This is a genomic window from Stenotrophomonas sp. 05N423 (assembly GCF_056397145.1).
Genome location: NZ_JBFTMV010000006.1, coordinates 162,326 through 184,018 on the forward strand (window position 1 = coordinate 162,326; position 21,693 = coordinate 184,018).

Sequence of the window (21,693 nt, forward strand, 5' to 3'; positions counted from 1 at the left end):
TCAGGCTTCCAGCACGTGGCCGCCGCCGATCGGCGGCGGCACCGCCCCGGCCGGGCCGAGCATCTGCTTCCAGGCCGCATATACCGCGCCGGCGAACACCGGCATCAGCACCGCCATCAGCAGCAGCTGCGCCACCGCCATGGCCACGGTCTGGCCGGCGATCAGGCCGACGATCACCGCCAGGATCATCACCGCGAAATAGATCGCGAAGATGGCGATGAAGGCCAGCACGAAGAACACCAGCATCGCCGGCAGGTTGCGCAGGCTCGAGCGCAGGCTGCGGCGCAGCGCGTGCCAGCCGCCGATGCGCTGGAACATCACCTGCGGCGGCATCACGAACAGCGCCAGGGTGAGCGCGGCGAAGGCGGCCAGCATCAGCAGCAGCCACAGCAGGATGCGGCCGGCTGGCAGCGTCGCCACCAGCGCCTCGATCTGCGCCGGGTCCGGCTGCGCGCCGGACTGGCTCAGCTCGTTGATCCGCAGCATCACCTCGGACAGCCGCTGCAGGCCGTCGGTGCCGACCAGCACCAGCAGCAGCGTGCCCAGCAGCAATGCCGCCACCAGTTGCGGCAGCAGCGCCACCAGCAGGTGCGGCGCGCGGCCTTCGCGCACGCCTTCGAGCAGGTGCGACGGACGCGCCTGGCGGTTCTGGTCGACTTCGCGCACGGCCCACAGCAGGCCGCCCATGAACAGCGGCCCGGCCAGCAGCAGCAGGAACTGCACCAGCGTACCCAGCGCGGGCACCAGCAGGGACAGCGACAGCACCAGCGAAGTGCCTACGCCCCACAGGATGCCCAGCGAGCCCAGCGCCAGCGGCGCGCGCCTGAGCAGGCCGAAGCCGGCCAGCAGCCATTCCGCGCCGGCGGAGGCCGGCACCTTGCGAATATCGCCCATTGCAGTTCCGAGAAGGGGGAGCGCCGGCACGGTGCCGGCGTGGGCGGATTATCGCCCGAACCCGGGTGACGGGCGAGTCGCGCCACGGGATCGTGCATTCCACCGCCCGGCGTGGTGCGGGGGTTCCCGGCGTCGTCGGCGCTATACCGCGCGGGCGTGGCGCACGAAACGGCGCAGCAGCTGGCGGGCCTGCGGCGCGGCGCTGACCTGGCGCGAGACGGTGCGCGCGCAGCCGCCGTGGCGGGCGATGCAGTCGGCGCGGGCCTGCACATAGCCGCGCATGTGGTGGGTGGCGAATTCGGGGTGGAACTGCAGGCCCCAGGCGTTGTCGCCCCAGCGGAAGGCGTGGCACTGGTCCTGTGCCGAGCGTGCCAGCACGGTGGCGCCTTCGGGTGCGCGCAGCACGGTCTGCAGGTGGGTGGCCTGCGCCGGGAAGCTGGCCGGCAGGCCGGCGAACAGCGGGTCGGCGGCGGCGGCGGGGTCCAGTTCCAGGCGGATGGTGCCGGATTCGCGTCCGGCCGGGTTGTAGTCCACCTGCCCGCCGAGCGCGTGCGCCAGCAGCTGGTGGCCGTAGCAGATGCCCAGCAGCGGCATGCCGCCATGGGCGGCTTCGCGCAGCCAGTCGGCGCTGCGTTCGCTCCACTCGGCGCGGTCGGTGACGAAGGCGGCCGAACCGGTGACGATCGTGGCGGCGAAGCCTTCGCGCGATGGCAGGCGCTCGCCGTGCTCGACATTGACCACCACGGTCTGCACTTCCTCCAGCCCCGCGGCGACGCGGATCCAGTGCGGGAAGCGGCCGTAGCGGCGCAGGGTCGGGAACGGTTGCCCGGTTTCGATGATGAGGAACGGCGAGGACTTCATTCCGCTGGAGGCAGGACCGACAGGACTTCCTCGATTGTAGTCAGCCCCTGCGCCACCTTTTCAAGCCCGGTGCGGCGCAGCGTACGCAGTCCTTCGGCGTGCGCGGCGCGGCTGAAACCGGCCAGGTCCATGTCCGCGCGGATCAGCGAACGCAGCTGCGGGCCCAGCGGCAGCAGCTCGTACAGGCCGACCCGGCCCATGTAGCCGGTGCGCCGGCACTCCAGGCAACCGACCGGCGCACAGGCGTGGATGGCATCAGGTAATGCCTCATTGCCATCACGCAGCGGCGCCCAGTCGGCGTCCTCGAGCACGTCGGCGCGCTTGCAGTGCGGGCACAGGGTGCGCACCAGGCGCTGCGCCAGTACGCCGTTGACGGTGGAGGCGATCAGGTAGTGCGGTACGCCCAGGTCGAGCAGGCGGGTGATGGCCGAGGGCGCGTCGTTGGTGTGCAGCGTGGACAGCACCAGGTGGCCGGTCAGCGAGGCCTGCACCGCCATCTGCGCGGTCTCCAGGTCGCGGATCTCGCCGATCATGATGATGTCCGGGTCCTGGCGCAGCAGGGTGCGCACGCCGCTGGCGAAGTCCAGGTCGATGTTGGTCTGGACCTGCATCTGGTTGAACTCGGGCGCGATCATCTCGATCGGGTCCTCCACCGTGCACACGTTCACGTCCGGCGTGGCCAGCCGCTTGAGCGTGGAGTACAGGGTGGTGGTCTTGCCCGAACCGGTCGGGCCGGTGACCAGCACGATGCCGTGCGGACGCGCGACCAGTTCGTTCCAGCCGGCCGCTTCCTCCGGGCTGAAGCCCAGCTGCTCGATGCTCTTGAACGCCGCGTCCGGGTCGAAGATGCGCATCACGCACTTCTCGCCGAAGGCGGTGGGCATGGTCGACAGGCGCATCTCCACCTCGCGGCCGCCCGGCGAGCGGGTCTTGATGCGGCCGTCCTGCGGGCGCCGGCGTTCGGCCAGGTCCATGCGCCCGAGCACCTTGATGCGGCTGACCACGGCGGTCATCACCGTCGGCGGCAGCTCGAACACCTTGTGCAGCACGCCGTCGATGCGGAACCGCACCCGGCCCATGTCGCGGCGCGGCTCCAGGTGGATGTCGCTGGCGCGCTGCTCGTAGGCGTACTGCAGCAGCCAGTCGACGATGCTGACCACATGGTGGTCGTCGGCGTTGACGTCGCCGGCGCGGCCCAGCTCCACCAGCTGCTCGAAGCTGGGCAGGCTGCTGCCGTCGCCGCGCGCGTCGCCGCGGGCATTGCGCACCGAGCGGGTGACGCCGAAGAACTCCATCGAGTAGCGGTGCAGGTCCAGCGGGTTGACCAGCGCGATCTCGACCCGGCGCCGGGTCAGGTGCTGCAGGTCGGGTATCCAGTCGCGCGCCATCGGTTCGCTGGTGGCCACCAGCACCCGCTCGCCGTCCATCGCCAGCGGCAGGATGCGGTGGCGCCGCGCATAGGCGTGCGATACCACGGCGGTGGCGTTGGCCACGTCCACGCGGGTAGGGTCGATGCGCAGGTGGCGGACCCCGGTGCGGACGGCCAGCCATTCGGTCAGCCGCTCCAGCCCGAGCTCGCCGGATGCGGGTGGCGCCGCGACCAGTTTGAGGTTGGCCAGCAGCACCAGCGGATGCACCTCGCTGGCGTTGCGCGCGCCCTGCGCGGAGAAGCGGATGCGCTCCTGGTCGTGCGCGGCCACCAGGCCGTCGCCCAGCAAGGCGGCGGCGATGTTGGAAAACTGCAGCCGACCAGGGGCGATGGCCACCGGCGGGGGCGGGGTCGGAGCGCTCTGCGCGGCCTGCTGTTCCACCTGAAACTCCTTGCTGGCGCGGCCGCCGCGCGGTCGCTCGCTATACTAGCGCACCCATCCGTACGGCCCAGGCAGCATGTCCGCGACTCCCACCGTTCCCATCACTTTCCAGGGCCTGATCCAGACCCTCAACGATTACTGGGCGAAGCAGGGCTGCGTGCTGATCCAGCCGCTGGACCTGGAAGTGGGCGCCGGCACCTTCCATCCGGCCACCTTCCTGCGCTCGATCGGCCCGGAAAGCTGGAACGCCGCCTACGTGCAGCCCAGCCGGCGTCCCACCGATGGCCGCTACGGCGAGAACCCCAACCGCCTGCAGCGCTACTACCAGTACCAGGTGGCGATGAAGCCGAGCCCGGACAACATCCAGCAGCTGTACCTGGATTCGCTCAAGGCGCTGGGCATCGACCCGCTGGTGCACGACCTGCGCTTCGTCGAGGACAACTGGGAATCGCCGACCCTCGGCGCCTGGGGCCTGGGCTGGGAGGTCTGGCTCAACGGCATGGAAGTCACCCAGTTCACCTACTTCCAGCAGGCCGGCGGCCTGGAGTGCCGTCCGGTGCTCGGCGAGATCACCTACGGCCTGGAGCGGCTGTGCATGTACCTGCAGAACTGCGACAACGTCTACGACCTGGTCTGGACCTACGGTCCGGACGGCAAGCCGGTCACCTATGGCGATGTCTACCACCAGAACGAGGTGGAGCAGAGCACCTACAACTTCGAGCATGCCGACGTGGAAGAGATGTTCCACCGCTTCGACGCCTGCGAGAAGGAAGCGCAGAAGCTGGTCGAGGCGGGCCTGCCGCTGCCGGCCTATGAGCAGGTCTGCAAGGCCAGCCATTCGTTCAACCTGCTCGACGCGCGCCGCGCCATCTCGGTGACCGAGCGCCAGCGCTATATCCTGCGCGTGCGCACGCTGGCAATGGCCGTGGCCAAGCTGTACGAGGTCAAGCGCCTCGAAGCCGTGGCCGCCAGGGAGGTGCAGGCATGAGCATGCAGCCGCTGCTGATCGAACTGGGCGTGGAAGAGCTGCCGGTCAAGGCGCTGCCGGGCCTGGCGCAGGCGTTCTTCGATGGCGTGATCGACGGGCTGGCCAAGCGCGGCATCGCCTTCGAGCGCGACGACGCCAAGCCGCTGTCCACCCCGCGCCGCCTGGCCGTGCTGCTGCCGGGCGTGGAAACCGAACAGCCCGAGCAGCACTCGGAAGTGTTCGGCCCGTATCTCAACATCGCGCTGGACGCCAATGGCGAGCCCACCAAGGCGCTGCAGGGCTTCGCCGCCAAGGCCGGCATCGACTGGACCGCGCTGGAGCGCACCACCGACGCCAAGGGCGAGCGCTTCGTGCTGCGTTCGGTGACCCCGGGCGCGAAGACCGCCACGCTGCTGCCGGAGATCCTGCGCGAGGCCATCGCCGCGATGCCGATCCCCAAGCCGATGCGCTGGGGCGCGCACGAGTACGCCTTTGCCCGCCCGGTGCACTGGCTGGTGCTGCTGCATGGCAACGACGTCGTCGATGCCGGACTGCTCGGCCTGACGTCCGACCGCTTCAGCCGCGGCCACCGCTTCATGGCCGACAAGCAGGTATGGCTGAGCAACCCGAACGACTATGTCGAATCGCTGAAGGCCGCCCACGTGCTGGTCGACCCGGATGCGCGCCGCGAGCGCATCGTGCACGAGGTCAATGCCGCCGCCGCGCAGGCAGGCGGCGTGGCGCGCATCACCGACGACAACCTCGAGCAGGTGGTCAACCTGGTCGAATGGCCGTCGGCGGTGCTGTGCAGCTTCGAGCGCGAGTTCCTGGCGGTGCCGCAGGAAGCGCTGATCGAGACGATGGAGATCAACCAGAAATTCTTCCCGGTGCTGGACGCCGCCGGCAAGCTCACCGAGAAGTTCATCGGCATCGCCAACATCGAATCGAAGGACGTGGCCGAAGTCGCCAAGGGCTACGAGCGCGTGATCCGCCCGCGTTTCAGTGATGCCAAGTTCTTCTTCGACGAGGATCTCAAGCAGGGTCTGGCCGCGATGGGCGAGGGCCTGAAGGGCGTCACCTACCAGGCCAAGCTGGGCACGGTGGCCGACAAGGTGCAACGCGTCAGCGCGCTGGCGCAGATCATCGCGCCGCAGGTGGGTGCCGACCCGGTGCAGGCCAGGCGTGCCGCCGAGCTGGCCAAGAACGACCTGCAGTCGCGCATGGTCAACGAGTTCCCGGAACTGCAGGGCATCGCCGGCCGCCACTACGCCGTGGCCGGCGGCGAATCGCCCGCCGTGGCGCTGGCCATCGACGAGGCCTATCAGCCGCGTTTCGCGGCCGACGACATCGCGTTGTCGCCGCTGGGCAAGGTGCTGGCGATCGCCGAGCGCCTGGACACGCTGGCCGGCGGCTTCGCCGCAGGCCTGAAGCCGACCGGCAACAAGGATCCGTTCGCGCTGCGGCGCAATGCGCTGGGCCTGGCGCGCACGATCATCGAGTCTGGCTTCGACCTGGATCTGCCGGCGTTGCTGGCCGCGACCAACGCCGGTCTGGCCGGGCGTAACGTCCAGGCGGACGCGGGTGAGCTGTACGACTTCATCATCGACCGCCTGCGCGGCTATTACAGCGACAAGGGCGTGCCGGCCACGCACTTCAACGCCGTGGCCGAACTGAAGCCGGCCTCGCTGTACGACTTCGACCGCCGCATCGACGCCATCGGCACCTTCGCCCAACTGCCGGAAGCCGAGGCGCTGGCCGCGGCCAACAAGCGCATCCGCAACATCCTGCGCAAGGCCGAGGGTGACATCCCGGGCATGATCGACCCGGCGCTGCTGCGCGAACCGGCCGAGAGCGAACTGGCCGAAGCCGTCGCCGCCGCCATCGACGACACCAACGTCGCGCTGGCGCAGAAGGATTACGTCAGCGTGCTCGGCCGTCTCGCCCGCCTGCGCCCGCAGGTCGATGCGTTCTTCGACGGTGTCATGGTCAACGCCGAAGACCCGGCCCTGCGCGGCAACCGCCTCGCGCTGCTGCGCACCCTGGGCGACCGCCTGGGCGGCGTCGCCGCCATCGAGCATCTGTCCGGCTGAGGCATGGACGCCGCCGCCTCCTGGCAGTCCGCACAGGCCGCACTGGCCCAGCGCGACATGCCGGGCGCGCGGCGTCACCTGCAGGCGCTGCTGCAGCTGCAGCCCGGGCACCGCTATGCCCGGGTGCTGCTGGCCGGTACCGTGCTGGCGCAGGGCCATGTGCGCGAAGCGGTGGCGCAGCTGCGCGCGGCCGCTGACGGCGAGCATGCCGACCCGGCCCTGCTGTACCGCATCGCCCAGGGCCTGCTGCGGGTGGGCGACAGCCGCGGCGTGGCGGCGCTGATGCGAGAGGCCTGCATCGCGCGCTGCGCCGATCCGGCCCTGCTGGCCTCGCTGGCGCATGTACATCAATCGCTCGGATTGCATGCCCAGGCGCTGGAGCTGATGCAACGCGCGGCCAGGGCGGGTTTCGACACTCCGGATTTCCGGTACTTCCTCGGCGTGCAGCTGCAGTTCAATGGCGACCTCGATGGCGCCGAGCAGGCGCTGGTGCGCTGCCTGGATTCGCGTCCCGGCTATGGCCGCGCCGCGTTGACCCTTGCGCGGCTGCGTCGCCAGCGGCCCGGCGCGAACCACGTCGATGCGCTGCGCCGGCAACTGGCGTCGGCACCGGCAGACGGCGAGGACAGCGCGGCGCTGTGGTTCGCGCTGTACAAGGAGCTGGAAGACCTGGGCGAGGACGCGACGGCCTGGGACGCCCTGCAACGCGGCAATGCGGTGATGCGGCGACGCATGCGGCACGACGCCGATGCCGACGAAGCCCTGCACCATGCGATGGCGCGACTGGCGGAGGACGGCGCTTTCGCCCCCGCACCGGGCGGGGAGGCCGATGGCGGCGCGCAACCGATCTTCATCGTCGGCATGCCGCGCTCGGGCACCACCGTGCTCGAACGCATGCTGGGCAATCATTCGCAGGTCGCCGCGGTGGGGGAACTGGGCGATTTCGCGCAGCAGCTGCGCTGGGCCGCCGATCTTTCCGGACGCGCGCTGCTGGACCCGCCGCTGCTGCAGGCGCTGCCGGCGCTGGACCATGCGCAGGTGGGGCGCGGTTACCTGGAGCAGACGCGCTGGCGCATCGGAAGCGAGCGCCGCTTCATCGACAAGCTGCCGCCGAACTACCTGCTGGCCGGGCCTATGGCGCGCGCGCTGCCGCAGGCGCTGATCGTGTACGTGCGCCGCGACCCGATGGCGGTGTGCTTTTCCAACTACCGCGCGATGTTCGGCGATTCCTACGGCTACAGCTACGACCTGGATTCCCTGGCGCGGCACCACCGCGCGCATGCCGGCCTGATGGCGGCATGGCGCGAACACCTGCCGCAGCGGGTGCTGGAAATCGATTACGAAACGATGGTGTGCGCGCCGGAAACGGTGGTCGCGCAGGTGCTGCTGCGCTGCGGGCTGTCCGTGGAGCCGGGTGCCAGCGACCTGACCCGCAACGAGGCGGCATCCTCCACGCTCAGCAGCGTGCAGGTGCGCGAACCGCTGCATGCGCGCAATGTCGACGAATGGCGCCGGTACGCGGCGCAGCTGGAACCCATGCGCGGAAAACTGCAGGCCATGGAGCCGCCTTCCCGGTGAGGGGGAGCGGCGGTGGCCGCTCCCCCTGCGTGGCGGAGTCGCCGCCGGTCAGTGCCTGCCGCCGAAGCGCCAGTCCATTTCCAGCATGAACGAGCGCCCATATCCGTTGTAGTTGAAGATGTTGTAGTACGGATAGGAGGTGTAGGTGCGGTCGCGCGGCGGCCGCTGGTTGGTCAGGTTGTTGGCGGTGAAGGTGAGCGAGACGTCCGGGGTGACCGAGTAGTCGAAGGTCAGGTTGTAGGTCGTCCACGCGCCGACCCGGCCGGCGTTCTCGGCCGCATAGCCGTCGGTGGAATCCTGCGCGGCGAAATTGGGCGTGCGCCCGTAGCGGATGCCGTACAGCGTGGTAGTCCAGTCACCGATCTGCCAGCCCAGGGTGCCGCTGAAGATGTTCTTGAACTCGGACGAATAGTACGGGTCGCTCAGCAGGTCGATCGTCGGGTCCTCCGGATACTGCTGGCTCTCGTGCTTCAGGGTGACGTTGTAGCGTGCGCCCAGCATGAAGCTGCCCCAGTTGTCGGTGCGCCAGCGGTAGTCGAGGTTGGTGGTGATGCCGCTGACGTCTTCCTTGGAGACGTTGATCGGGTTGATGCTGATGGTGTTGACCTGGTTGGGCTGCGGCGCGTTCGCGCCAGCGCGGCCGATGCGCGCCAGCGCGTCCACGCAGGTGGGCGAGGTGATGTCCAGCTGGCCCAGGCGGCAGGCCGATTCGTTGCGCATCAGCATGTCCACGTCCAGGTCGGACACCTTGTTGTCGATCTTGATGCGGTAATAGTCGGCGCTGATGGTGAAGTCGGCGCTGGGCGACCACACCAAGCCGCCGCCCCAGGACTTGGCGGTGATCGATTTCAGGTCGGGATTGCCCTTGCGCGAGCCCTTGACCTGTTCGGAGTTGTATTTGCACTGGGCCATCGGCTTGCCGGGGTCTTCGGTGGCGCAGCGGTAGTAGTCCGGCACGAAGGTATAGAAGCCGCTGTCGCCGGCGAACACATAGGCCATGTCCGGGGCCTTGAACGCGGTGGCGTAGTTGGCGCGCAGCAGAAGCGAATCGATCGGGCGGAACTCCAGCCCGGCCTTCCAGGTGGCGCGCGAATCGCTGCCGGCGCCCTTGTTTTTGTAGTCGTCGTAGCGACCGGAAAGATTGGCCGTCAACTTGCTGAAGATCGGCACGCGGAACTCAACGGCCGCTGCCCAGTTGTCGCGCTTGCCATGGCCCTGGGTGCCGCTCAGGCCCCAGAATTCGTCGTTGACCACGCGCGGATCGGTCGGGTTGTCCCAGGACTGCTGCCCGGCCTGCAGCACGCCGGCGAAACCCAGGCCACCGGCCGGCAGTTCGAACAGCGACGTATTGGTGAACTGCAGGTTCACGTTCTGCGTCCAGGTCTTGGACTTGGTGTGGATCTCGCCCTGGAAGCTGCGGTACTGCGCGGGCGTGAGCGCCTGGTAGAACGCCGCATCGTTGGGCTCGTAGATCGGATAGCCGTAGTAGTCGCCCAGCTGCGGGCCGAGGAACTGCTCGCGGAAGAAGTCCTCGACCTTGTCCTTCAGCGGCCACCACTGGCGGCTGTCGATCGTGTACTGCGAACGCGCGTAGTAGGCGTTGTAGTCCCAGGTGGACTGGCCGATGGGGCCTTTGACGCCGAAAGCGAAGTTGTACGAGTCGGCGGTCTGGCGCTCGTTGTTGAAGTTGAGCCCGCCGGTTTCCTCCGGCGAGAAGATGTGCTGGTAGCTCTCCAGGTCGCCGGTCAGGTTGTTGTAGATATAGCCGCTGGTGTCGATCGACGGCTGCCAGAAGCGCGAGCCGGAGTTGCTCTCGTTCTTGGTGCGGTTCACCAGCAGGGTGGCGTAGAGGTCGGCGTTGTCGTTGAAGGCGTAGTTCAGGTTGGCGTAGCCCGAAGCGCTGCGTTCCTTGTTGAGGATCGACGAATAGCCCGGTTCGTAGCGGCTGCCGCAATAGTTGCCGCGCCCCGGCCGGGTGTCGTAGGTCGTGGTGCCGCGGAACAGGCCCGACAGCGGCGCGCAGGCGTCCGCGCCCGGATCGATGTAGGTGCCGTCGCTGGCATTGTGGACGAAGGTGCGGCTGCCGTAGCGCGCGGCCGGATCGGGGTTGTCGTTGGTGGAGTCGAAGTCCTTGCGGTTGAACCCATAGATCGGGTCCTGGTTGCTCAGTTGCAGGCCCCAGGTCAGGTCCAGCTTGTCGAAGCTGTGGCCGCCGGTCAGCTGGAAGCGCTGGTTGCCGCCGCCGCCGCCGTTGTAGCCGCCCATGCGGAAGCTCATCTGGGTGCCGTCGAGCTGCTTCTTGAGGATGATGTTGACCACGCCGGCGATGGCGCTGGAGCCGTAGATGGACGACTGGTTGCCGGGGGCGATGTCGATGCGTTCGACCATCGCGGTGGGGATGCTGGCCAGGTCGACGAAGTTGCTCTGGCCGTTGTAGAGCAGCGGGTAGTCGGCCATGGGGCGGCCGTCGATCAGCACCAGGGTGAAGCCGGGGTCGAGGCCGAGCAGGCTGATGGGTTTGGCCGCCGGAGTGAAGCCGCCGGAGAACTGGCTGTCCTGTACCGCACCGGTGGCCAGCGGCTGCGAGCGCAGGACTTCGTACACGTCCTTGAAGCCCTGCTTCTGGATGTCCTGCGCGCTGATGGAGGTGACCGGGGTGGCCGTCTCGATCTGCACCTGCGGGATCAGCGAACCGGTGACGGTGATGCGGTCGAGGGTCTCGACGTTCTTCTTGCCGCCGGTGTCGTCGGACTGGGCGAAGGACAGCGGGGAATAGGCGGTGATGGCCGCGCAGACGGCGGCGCTCAGCAGCTGGCGTTTCATTGGATGGATTCCTGGGTCGCGGCGGATGGGCGATGGAACCCAGTCGGACCGGTCGCTCTTCCAGGAGCGGATTCGTTCGCGGCGCTGCCGCAACGACGCATGCATGACCGGAGGGGCTGGATGCGTTCACGATAATTTAACCGTCGAAGTGAAACCGCCGTGATGATTCCGGCCTTCACGAGCGACCGGTATGCTGTCGCGATGCTGCCCAAGAACCTCGCATTTCTCATTTTTCTGGCCACGTTCGCCGCCGTTCCCCTCGCCCATGCCCGCGGCACGATCGAAAAAGTGCAGATCAAGGGCCTGGACAAGGACGACGATGCGGCCATCATCGAGAACATCGAGGTTTCGCTGTCGCTGTACGACACCATCGGCAAGGTGCAGGGCGAGTCGCGGCTGGAGTACCTGCTGTCGCAGGCCGAGCGGCAGACCCGGCAGGCGCTGGAACCGTTCGGCTACTACAACCCGGCCATCACCGTGGAGGCGCCGCGCGAGGGCGATACGGTGCAGGTGGTGATCCAGGTGGAGAAGGGCGAGCCGGTGCGGGTGCGCCAGTCGGAGGTGGTCATCACCGGCCCGGCCGCGCGCGACCGCTACCTGCAGCAGGACCTGGAGGACTTCGAGCCGCGCGAGGGCGAGCCGTTCGACCACAGCACCTACGAGGCCAGCAAGGTCGTCATCACCCGGCGCCTGTCCGAACGCGGTTACTTCGACTCGGATTTCACGCAGCGCAAGGTCGAGGTCACCCGCGCCGAAAACGCGGCCGACATCTTCCTGAGCTGGGACAGCGGTCGCCGCTACAACATGGGCCGCATCCGCTTCAACCAGGACTATTTCCGCCCGGGGCTGTTCGACCCGCTGGTGTACTGGGAGGAGGGCAGCTACTGGCATGAAGGCAAGCTCGACCGCCTGCGCGAATCGCTGACCAAGCTGGACTACTTCAGCACCATCGACATCCAGCCGCACCCGGACGACGCCTATGGCGACGGCGAGGTGCCGGTGGACGTGAACCTCACCCTGGCCAAGCGCACCATCTACACCGCCGGCCTGAGCTACGGCAGCGAGAGTGGCCCGGGTGTGCGCGGCGGCGTGGAGCGGCGCTACGTCAACAGCCGCGGCCACAAGCTCAACACGCAGCTGGACTACGCGCAGAAGCGCAAGAGCCTGATCACCAGCTACCGGATACCCGCATTCCGCTGGCTCGACGGCTGGTACACCTTCGCCGTCAGCGCCTACGACGAGCAGACGCGCTACATCGACATGCGCAACTTCAAGCTCATCGCCAGCCGCAGCGGCGAGATCAACGAGCACTGGACCGCCATCGCCTCGGTCAACGCGCTGCGCGAACGCTGGCGCTACAGCTCCGGCGACCAGTTCACCGACGCGGTCTACCAGTATTCGACGCTGGTGTATCCGCAATTGACCGCCGATTACGTGGACGTGGACGACAAGGCCTTCCCGCGCCGCGGCTTCAGCGGCAACGCCACGTTGCGCGGCGGCATCGAGGGTGCCGGTTCGGACACCAGCTTCGTCCAGGCTGATGCCACGCTGCGCTGGTACATGCCGCTGGGCGACAGCGACCGCCTGATCCTGCGCGGCCAGGCCGGCACCACCTGGACCAGCGACCTGGTGGCGATGCCGCCGAGCCTGCGCTATTTCGCCGGTGGCGACCGCTCGATCCGCGGCTATGCCTGGCGCGAGGTCGGGCCGCGCACACCGGCCCCGGACAAATACGCGCTCGGGGCCAAGCACCTGGTGGTCGGCTCGGCCGAGTACGAGCACTACTTCGGCGGCGGTCCCTGGGGCGCGGCGGTGTTCGTGGATACCGGCAGCGCCTTCGACAACACCATCGACCTGCATACCGGCGTCGGCTTCGGCGTGCGCTGGAAATCGCCGGTCGGGCCGGTGCGCATCGACATCGCCCATGGCCTGAACCACCCCGATTCGCAGTTCCAGCTGTACCTGAACATCGGAGCCGACCTGTGAGCCGCCGCCCCGATCCCGCCGCGTCCGGCGACATCACCCCCGAGGAACGCGAAGCGCGCATCGCCGAACTGCGCGCGCGGCGCCGGGCGCGCATGCGCACGCTGGCGATCCGCAGCGGCATCGGCATCGGCGCACTCGTGGTGCTGTCCGTGCTGGCGCTGTACTGGCTGCTGCAGACCGTGGCCGGGCGCGACGTGCTGCTGGCGCAGGTGGTGGCGCGGCTGCCGGCCAATTCGTCGCTGACCTGGAGCAGGGTCGAGGGCCCGCTGGCCGGGCCGCTGGTGCTGCACGACCTGGATTTCCGCTACGAGGACATCCACTTCAGTGCCGAGCAGGCCTATCTGGACCCGGACATCCGCCCGCTGCTGGGGCGCAAGCTGCGCCTGGACCTGCTGCGGATCAACAACGCGCAGCTGGAGCTGGGGCCGTCGGAAGACAAGCCGTTCGAGCTGCCGCGTTGGCCCGACGTGCTGCCGGCCATCGAGCTGCCACTGGCGCTGCAGGCCGACACCATCGAAATCGATGGCCTGCGCATCGTCCAGCAGGATGCGCCGCCGATCGATATCACCCGCATCCGCGGCGGCCTGGAGGCCGCCGATGGCGAGTTCCGCGCCACCCGGCTGCAGGTCGCCAGCAACCTGGGCGATTTCCGCATCGACGGCCACTATCTGCCGCGCCGCGATTACCGCACCGACCTCACCGTGCGCGCGCTGATGCCGGCGCGGCCGGGCCAGCCGCGCGCCCGCCTGGGCCTGGTCGCGCGCGGCGACCTTGCGCACATGGAAGTGGCGCTGGCCGGCTCCGCGCCGAAGCCGCTGCATGCCAGCCTGGTGCTCGACGGCCGCACCGACCCGGTATGGAATGTGGCCGCGCGCAGCGAGGAGCTCGACCTCGGCCAGCTGGTGCCCGCGCAGTATCTGGCGCAGGCGCCCGCGCCGCTGGCGCTGGATTTCACCGCCCGCGGGCGCGGCGGCAACGCGCAGCTGCGCGGCCGCGTACGCCAGGGCGACCAGGAACTGGTGCTGGCGCCCTCCAGCATCGGCATCGACAACCAGGTGCTGACCGTTTCGCCGCTGGTGGCCGAGGCCTTCGGCGGCAGCGTACGCCTGCAGGGCAGCGCCGATTTCAGCGATACGCAGAACCCCGGTTTCCGTTTCGCGGTGGTGGCCAGCCAGCTGACCTGGACGCCCGCGCCCGATCCGGCGGCGCCGGATGCCACGCCGGTGCCGATGCACCTGAAGGAGGCGCGCCTGGGCGTGGCCGGCAACCTGAAGAACTGGGCGGCGATCGGCAAGGCGGAGGTCGCGCGCGAGGCGCAGGACGCCAGCCTCGATTTCGACGTGCGCGGCAGCGACCAGCAGGCGCGCATCGAGAAGCTCAAGGCGACAACGCCCGGCGGTTCGCTCGATCTCACCGGCTTTGCGGCGTGGGAGCCAGCGCTGTCGTGGGACGTGGACGCCCGGTTGGCCAGCTTCGATCCAGGCTATTTCCTGCCGGGCTGGGAAGGCAACCTGTCCGGCACGCTGGCCTCCACCGGCAAGCAACTGCCGCCACCGGCCGGTACCGACGACCTGCGTGTCGAAGCCACGCTTGATGTGCCGCAGCTGCGCGGCCGCCTGCGCGGGCGCAGCGTCGATGCGCGGGCCAGAGTGGCCCTGCAGGGCACCCAGGGCGAAGGCGATGTGCGGCTGGCATTGGGCGACAGCCATATCGAGGCCAAGGGCAAGGTCGGCGACCGCCTGGACGTGGACGCAAAGCTGCAGCCGCTGCACCTGTCCGACCTGCTGCCCGGCGCCAGCGGCAGCCTGGCCGGCAGCGTGCAGGTGCGCGGCACGCCGGCGCAGCCGGACATCAGCGCCGACCTGCGTGGCGACGGCCTGCAATGGGACGACTGGAAGGCCGGCCAGGTCAGCATCAATGGCCGCCTGCCCTGGCGCGGCGACACCGGCGCGCTGCAGGTGCAGGCCAGCGCGGTGCAGGCGGGCATGCTGCTCGATCGCCTGCGCGTGGACGCGCGTGGCAGCCTGCAGGACCTGCGTTTGGACGCGGACGCCCGCAACGACCTTGGCGCGCTGGCGCTGTCCGGCAGCGTGCGCCAGGCCGGGCAGGCATGGCGCGGCGAACTGGCGACGCTGCGGGTGGCACCGGTCAAGGGCGCGCCGTGGCAACTGCGGCAGCCGGCCGCGTTCGCCGTGCAGGGCGGCAACTTCACCCTGGGCGATACCTGCCTCGGCTCGGAAACCGGCGGCGCGCTGTGCGCCGGCGCGGAGTGGCCGCGCGAAGGCGTGCGCCTGCGTGGCGACGCGCTGCCGCTGGCGCTTGTGCAGCCGTGGCTGCCGCTGAACGAGGGCCGACGCATGTACCTGCGCGGCGAGCTCACCCTCGACGGCCAGCTGCGCCCGCGCGGCAAGGCCTGGGAGGGCAGTTTCAAGATCGCCTCGACCGAAGGCGGCATCCGCCTGGGCGACAACACCCGCGGCGAACTGGTGCGCTACGACCATTTCTCGGTCAACGTGGACATGCAGCCCGGTGGCATCAACGGCTACCTCGGCGTTGGTTTCCAGGGCGACGGCTTCGTCGATGCGAAAGTGCGTACCGGCTGGGAGCCGAATGCCGCGCTCGACGGCGAGCTGTACCTGAACATGTCGCGGCTGTACTGGATGGAGTTGTTCTCGCCCGACCTGGTGCGGCCGAAGGGGCTGGTCGAAGGCCATGTCAGCCTGCGCGGCACGCGTGCGCAGCCATCGCTCGGCGGCGAGGCGAAGCTCAGCGATTTCACCGGCGAGTTCCCCGCGCTGGGCCTGACCCTGAGCGAGGGCAAGGGCAGCTTCACCGCCCAGCCCGACGGCTCGGCGCGCATCGCCGCCGAAGTCAGGACCGGCGGCGAAGGCGCGCTGCGGGTGGATGGCGGCCTGTCATGGTTCGGCGACGCGCAGCCGCTGCGGCTGCACATCGGCGGCGACAAGGTACTGGTGTCCAACACCAGCGAACTGCGCGTGGTGGCCAATCCCGATCTCGACTTCACCCTGGCCGGCACCGCCATGGAACTGCGCGGCAGCGTGCACGTACCCGAGGCGGCGATCGACCTGGAGCGCCTGGACCGCGGTACCTCGGTATCCGAGGACGTGGTGGTGCTCGACCCGGTCGATCCGGAGGAATCGCGTTCCTCGCCGCTGGACATGGACCTGGCGGTGAGCCTCGGCGACAAGGTGAAGATGAGCGGTTTCGGCCTGAAGGGCGCGCTGACCGGCAAGATGCAGGTGCGCGCGCGTCCCGGCCGCGAAATGACCGCCAACGGCGGGCTGGAAGTCAGCGGCCGCTACAAGGCCTACGGCCAGGACCTGACCATCACCCAAGGCCAGCTGCTGTGGAACCACGGCGTGGTCTCCGACCCGCGCATCAACATCCGCGCCCAGCGCGGCATCGGCGAGGTCACCGCCGGCATCGTCGTCACCGGACGCGCGCAGCAGCCGCGCGTGGACGTGTGGTCCGACCCGGCGATGTCGCAGTCCGAAGCGCTCTCCTACCTCGTGCTCGGCCGCAGCCTGAGCATGGCCAGCAGCGACCAGGCGCAGCAGGTCAACGCCGCCTCGGCGGCGCTGTCGGCCGGCAGCGGCCTGCTCGCCGCGCAGGTCGGTGCCAAGCTCGGCCTGGACGACGCCGGCGTCAGCCAGTCGCGCGCGCTGGGTGGCGCGGTGATCGGCGTGGGCAAGTTCATCACGCCCAAGCTCTATGTCGGCTACGGCGTATCGCTGATCGGCAGCGGCTCGGTGCTCACGCTGAAATACCTGCTGCGCCGTGGCTTCGACATCGAAGTCGAATCCAGCACCGTGGAGAACCGCGGTTCGGTGAACTGGCGCAAGGAGAAATAGCAGGCACCGGGGCCGGAGGATCGACCCGGCGACCGGCGTGCTTTCACGTTTCGCCGGGAGCGATGGCCTGCGGCCCGCGGTGGGTCCGTAGGAGCGCACTTCAGTGCGCGATGGGCTCTACCGGGAAAGCTCCATCGCGCACTGAAGTGCGCTCCTACGGGGTGCTCCTGTGGTGGTGGACGCCGCACGTGGTCATGGGGCGGGCGCAACCGGTCGCGCTACGGCGTGCCGTCGGCCGGCAGCGCCGAGACGACCGCGCCACGCAGCAGCGGTTTGCCATCGACCACATCGGTCCACACCAGGCGCGCGCCGCCGTGGTCGGCGAGCAGGCGTGGAAAGCCGGTGGCGCGCCCGCGCCCATGCAGCGTCGCCACCTGCAGGCGGCCGAGTTCGCGTTCCAGCGTGGGGCTGTAGCGGGCAAGCCACAGAGACTGCGCATGACCGTCCTCGCGCAGCCAGGCCAGCCAGAGGCCATCGGCGTCGGCGGCTACCTGCACCCGGCCCTGCACCTCGCTGCCACGGTCCGGCTCCAGCGGCGTGCCGAAGGTGGCACCGCCATCGGCGCTGTAGGCAAGCCGCAGCAGTGGTTCGCCCCGCGGCGCGGTGTACCACGCTACCCAGACATCGTCGCCGCGCGCGGTTACTGCCGGACCGTTCACCGGGCAGGCCGGCATGGTCCAGTTGTCGGCATGCACGCGCTGCGCCGGTTGCCAGCCGCTGGCGGTGCGGCGACGCAGATGGATGTCGCGGATCTCGTTGGCGTCGCGGCCGCGATACACCAGCAACGTGCCGTTGCCCGCCACGCTGGCGCTGGTCTGGCAGCAGTCGCAGGTCATCGCGTCCAGCTCCTGCTCGTCGTGCCTGCGCAGTTGGGTGTCGAAGCGCGCGCTGCGCAGGGTCATCGCACCGCCACCGTGTTTGGCGTGGTCGGCGCTGCCGGCGGTATGGCGCCCGTCCAGCCAGGCGATGCCGATGCCATCGGTGCCTTGCGGCCACAGCGAGACGAAGCCGTGCTCGGTGGCGGTGCCGTCATCGTGCACAGTGATCGGCGCCGACCACTGCAGGCCATCGGCCGAGCGCGCCAGTTGCACGTCGTAGGCGTACGGGGTGCCGGCCGAGCGATGCAGCCATTGCGCCCACAGCGCGCCATCGGTGCTGACGGCCAGGTGCGGCGTGTCGGCCCAGTTCACGAACCAGTCGTCGCCGCGCGCGATCTGCCGTGCCGGCTGCCATTGACCGGCGGAAAAGCGCGCATAGCGCAGTTGGTGGCCCCCCGCATCGGGCGACAGCCATGACAGCAGCATGGCGCCGTCGGGTGCGGCCACCAGATCCGGCTGCGCGGCGGTCGCATCGGCCGGCAGACGCCACGGTTCGGCCCGCAACCGCAGCGTCGGGCCGGCGGTCGGGGTGGTGGCGGTGCGCTCATCGCCGGAACAGGCTCCGAGCAGCATGCACGCCAGTACGAGGGAAGCAGGGAAGAGGCGCATCCACGCAGGATAGCGGCATCGTGACCGTTGGCGGTTGCCCGCCCAACGGGGCGCGGCTACTGTCGGCGGCTGTTCTGCAATCCGCTGGAGTTCCGATGAAACGCACACCGCTTGCCGCCGCCATGGCGCTGGGCATGAGCCTGGCTGCCGCCGCCAATGCCAACGAGGGCATGTGGATGCCCACACAGCTGCCTGGGCTGGCGAAGACGCTGAAGGAGGCGGGTTTCAGGGGCGATCCATCGGCGCTGGCCGACGTCACCGCGCCGCCGTTGAGCGCGGTGGTGCGGGTGGGCGGCGGCACCGGCTCGTTCGTCTCCGGCGACGGCCTGCTGCTGACCAACCACCATGTCGCCTACGGGGTGATCCAGTACAACGCCAGCAAGGAACGCGACTACATCAACGATGGTTTCATCGCGCAGGGCCGCGACGACGAGCGTGCGGCCAATCCGGATTACCGGGTGCTGGTGACAGTGGGCTTCGACAAGGTCACCGACGACGTGCTGAAGGATGCGCGCGGCAAGACCGGCCGCGCCTACTACGATGCCGTGGAGAACGCACGCAAGCGCATCGTCGCCGACTGCGAGGCCGAGGGCGGCGTGCGCTGCTCGGTAGCCAACATGTACTACGGCAGCGATTTCTACCGCATCCGCCAGCTGGAGCTGACCGACATCCGCCTGGTCTACGCGCCTCCGCGCGCGATCGGCAACTACGGCGACGAGATCGACAACTTCATGTGGCCGCGCCACACCGGCGATTTCGCCCTGTTGCGTGCCTACGTCGGCAAGGATGGCAAGCCGGCGCCGTACAGCAGGGACAACGTGCCGTATCACCCGCCAGCGCACCTGAAGATGGCGCTGGACGGCCCGAAGGAGGGCGATTACGCGATGCTTGCCGGTTACCCGGGCATCACCTACCGCCTGCGCACCGCCGCCGAGTTCGCCAACCAGATCGACACCGTGCTGCCGCGCCGCGTGGACGTGTTCCAGCAGCTGATCGACCTCATCGAGGCGCAGGGCAAGAACGATGCCGATGCGCGCACCCGCTACGCATCGCAGCTGCAGTCGCTGAAGAACAACCGCAAGCGCGCCGCCGGCGAACTGGAAGGCCTGCTGCGCAGCGACGCCAAGGCCCAGCGCGCGCAGGACGAACAGGCGATGCTTGCCGCCGCCGATGGCAAGTACAAGGCGGACATCGACGCCCTGTTCGCCTCACTGGCCGCCGACCGCGAAGTGGGCGCCAGCGAGTTCCTGGTGACGCTGATCTCCAGCCAGACCCAGTTGCTGCGCTCGGCGATGCTGCTGGAGCGCCTGCGCATCGAATCGGCCAAGCCCGACGCCGAGCGCGAGAGCGGTTACCAGCAGCGCGACCAGGCGCTGATCGAGGGCGTGCTCAAGCAGGTGCAGCGCCGCTACGAGCCGGCCGTCGAGAAGGCCATCCTCACCGCACTGCTCACGCGTTACCAGCAGCTGCCGGATGGCCAGCGCGATGCGCACTACGACAACCTGTTCGGGCGCACGCCGGCCGAGCTGGCCCGGCACCTGGACGCGCTGTACGCGGACACGAAGCTGGGCGAGGAGGCGCAGCGCCTGTCGCGCTTCGAATCCGCGCGCAAGGGCGGATTCATCGAGGGCGATCCGCTGGTATCGGTCGCCTCGGCATTGGTGATGGCGCAGCTCAGCGCCGAACGCGAAAGCAAGGAGCGTGAAGGCGAGCAGCTGCGCCTGCGTCCGTCCTACATGCAGGCGCTGTTCGCCTGGCGCGCGAAGCAGGGCCGTGCCGTGTACCCGGACGCGAACAGCACGCTGCGCATCAGCTACGGCAGGGTCGAGGCATTGCACCCACGCGATGCGGTGAGCTATTCGCCGGTGACCACCGTGGCCGGCATCGTCGAGAAGAACACCAACGTGGTGCCGTTCGACGCGCCCAAACCGCTGCTGGCGGCCATCGCCAAGGGCGACTTCGGCAGCACCGCCGATCCGGCGCTGAAGACGCAGACGGTCAACTTCCTGACCAACCTGGACACCACCGGTGGCAATTCCGGCTCGCCGGTGCTCAATGCCAAGGGCGAGCTGATCGGCCTGAACTTCGATTCCAACTGGGAATCGGTGAGCGCCAGCTGGTGGTTCGACCCGCGCTACAAGCGCGCCGTGCATGTGGACATGCGCTACCTGCGCTGGCTGCTGGCCAAGGTCTACCCGGCGCCGGCGCTGCTGGCGGAAATGGGCCTGCCGCAGGAATGACACCTGCCGGGCGGGCGTGCCCGCCCGGTTGCCGATGCAACCCGATGGCGTGCCGGCCGTCACGGATCTGGTCGAACGCGTCACGGTATGCGTCGTGCTGACCCATCGCGCACCTCCACGCCCAAGCGGCGTGGGGCGCCACTGGATAGAATGTCCTGGCGAACAGGGCGGGACAGGTCTTGGGGAAGCATCGATGGAGATGGATCGGGAACCGCCGGCGGCCGAGGCCGGGTGCCGGCTGGACGGCATACGGATATGGGTCGTGGAAGATGACCCCGAGTGGCGCGCGATGGTGGTCGACGAACTCGAGTACCACGGCGCCGGCGTGCGCGGCATCGACAGCGTGGAGGCGCTCTACCGCGAACTGGCGGTGGACCGCTGCGACATCCTCGTGCTGGACGTCGGCCTGCCGGGCGAGGACGGATTGAGCGCCACCGGCCACCTGCGGCGGATGGATGGCATGGGCATCGTGCTGGTCACCGGGCGCAGCGGCACCGCCGACATGGCGCATGGGCTCTCGCTCGGCGCCGATGTCTACCTGCCCAAGCCGCTCGAACTGCCGGTACTGGTCGCCGCGCTGCACAGCCTGCACCGGCGCATGTCGCAGTCCTTGCCGGTCGCCCCGGCGGGGGCTGTCGCCGAAGAGGCCGTCGCCGCATGGAGCCTGCGCTCGGACGGCTGGGACCTGCATGCGCCGAACGGCAAGGCGCTGACCCTTACCGTGGCCGAGCGTGGCTTCCTGCGCGAACTGTTCTCCGTTCCTGGCGAAGCGGTCGACCGTGAGCGGCTGATCGCCGCGGTCACCGACCAGCCCTGGGACTTCGACCCGCACCGGCTGGAGGTGCTGGTGCACCGCCTGCGTGCCCGGGTGCGCAATGCCACCGGGGCCATGCTGCCGGTGCGCGCCCTGCGCGGCATGGGCTACATGCTGGTATCCGACCAGATCGCCGTCGCCTGACGGAAAACCGGCAGCGTCACTTCCCCCGGCCCCGTCCGCCAACCGGCACGGATGCGGGGAAAGGGCGATCCCGACTGCGGATTTCTGCTGTCGTTGCGCGCTGTCCGTGAGTCGTTGAGAGCAATG

General features: G+C 69.2%; 12 protein-coding genes. 7 read left to right on the plus strand and 5 right to left on the minus strand.

What is annotated here, in order from left to right:
* The 3 genes from AC1DGW_RS11625 to AC1DGW_RS11635 all read right to left on the minus strand — a co-directional run bounded on the left by AC1DGW_RS11625 (position 1) and on the right by AC1DGW_RS11635 (position 3,521).
* Complete coding sequence (locus tag AC1DGW_RS11625; RefSeq protein WP_478023017.1) at positions 1–894, minus strand: BPSS1780 family membrane protein; 894 nt, start codon at positions 892–894, stop codon at positions 1–3.
* Positions 895–1,035: 141 nt separating this feature from the next.
* Complete coding sequence (locus AC1DGW_RS11630) at positions 1,036–1,755, minus strand: glutamine amidotransferase (RefSeq protein WP_478023020.1); 720 nt, start codon at positions 1,753–1,755, stop codon at positions 1,036–1,038.
* Complete coding sequence (locus tag AC1DGW_RS11635; protein WP_478023106.1) at positions 1,752–3,521, minus strand: GspE/PulE family protein; 1,770 nt, start codon at positions 3,519–3,521, stop codon at positions 1,752–1,754. The genes AC1DGW_RS11630 and AC1DGW_RS11635 overlap by 4 nt, the downstream gene beginning before the upstream one ends.
* 121 nt (positions 3,522–3,642) lie before the next feature.
* Between AC1DGW_RS11635 and glyQ the strand changes: the two genes are divergently transcribed.
* The 3 genes from glyQ to AC1DGW_RS11650 are packed head-to-tail and all read left to right on the plus strand — an operon-like array spanning position 3,643 to position 8,201.
* Entirely contained in the window at positions 3,643–4,554 is a 912-nt protein-coding gene (glyQ, locus tag AC1DGW_RS11640) for a glycine--tRNA ligase subunit alpha (protein ID WP_478023022.1), read from the plus strand.
* On the plus strand, positions 4,551–6,623 hold the full coding sequence (gene glyS, locus AC1DGW_RS11645; protein ID WP_478023024.1) for a glycine--tRNA ligase subunit beta: 2,073 nt from the start codon (positions 4,551–4,553) through the stop codon (positions 6,621–6,623). The genes glyQ and glyS overlap by 4 nt, the downstream gene beginning before the upstream one ends.
* A 3-nt stretch (positions 6,624–6,626) precedes the next feature.
* Complete coding sequence (locus tag AC1DGW_RS11650) at positions 6,627–8,201, plus strand: tetratricopeptide repeat-containing sulfotransferase family protein (RefSeq protein ID WP_478023026.1); 1,575 nt, start codon at positions 6,627–6,629, stop codon at positions 8,199–8,201.
* 48 nt (positions 8,202–8,249) lie between these two features.
* Here the strand turns inward: AC1DGW_RS11650 and AC1DGW_RS11655 are convergent, their stop codons facing one another.
* On the minus strand, positions 8,250–11,024 hold the full coding sequence (locus tag AC1DGW_RS11655; RefSeq protein ID WP_478023028.1) for a TonB-dependent receptor: 2,775 nt from the start codon (positions 11,022–11,024) through the stop codon (positions 8,250–8,252).
* A 201-nt stretch (positions 11,025–11,225) separates the two neighbouring features.
* Here AC1DGW_RS11655 and AC1DGW_RS11660 point away from each other — a divergent pair, with 201 nt between their 5' ends.
* Both AC1DGW_RS11660 and AC1DGW_RS11665 read left to right on the plus strand, forming a co-directional pair.
* Positions 11,226–13,010, plus strand: coding sequence for an autotransporter assembly complex protein TamA (locus AC1DGW_RS11660; protein WP_478023030.1), 1,785 nt, complete (start codon positions 11,226–11,228; stop codon positions 13,008–13,010).
* A 92-nt stretch (positions 13,011–13,102) separates the two neighbouring features.
* Entirely contained in the window at positions 13,103–16,882 is a 3,780-nt protein-coding gene (locus tag AC1DGW_RS11665) for a translocation/assembly module TamB domain-containing protein (protein ID WP_478023108.1), read from the plus strand.
* A gap of 218 nt (positions 16,883–17,100) precedes the next feature.
* Here AC1DGW_RS11665 and AC1DGW_RS11670 read toward each other — a convergent pair whose 3' ends face one another.
* A complete protein-coding gene (locus AC1DGW_RS11670) occupies positions 17,101–18,333 on the minus strand; it encodes a sialidase family protein (protein ID WP_478023031.1) in 1,233 nt (410 codons plus the stop codon).
* Between the two features lie 131 nt (positions 18,334–18,464).
* Here AC1DGW_RS11670 and AC1DGW_RS11675 point away from each other — a divergent pair, with 131 nt between their 5' ends.
* The gene (locus tag AC1DGW_RS11675; protein WP_478023033.1) at positions 18,465–20,609 is read left to right on the plus strand and encodes a S46 family peptidase; all 2,145 of its coding nucleotides are present in this window, start codon (positions 18,465–18,467) and stop codon (positions 20,607–20,609) included.
* Positions 20,610–20,871: 262 nt separating this feature from the next.
* Positions 20,872–21,567 (plus strand): response regulator transcription factor, encoded by a 696-nt coding sequence (locus AC1DGW_RS11680; protein ID WP_478023035.1) that lies wholly within the window; start codon positions 20,872–20,874, stop codon positions 21,565–21,567.
* Positions 21,568–21,693: the final 126 nt, after the last annotated feature.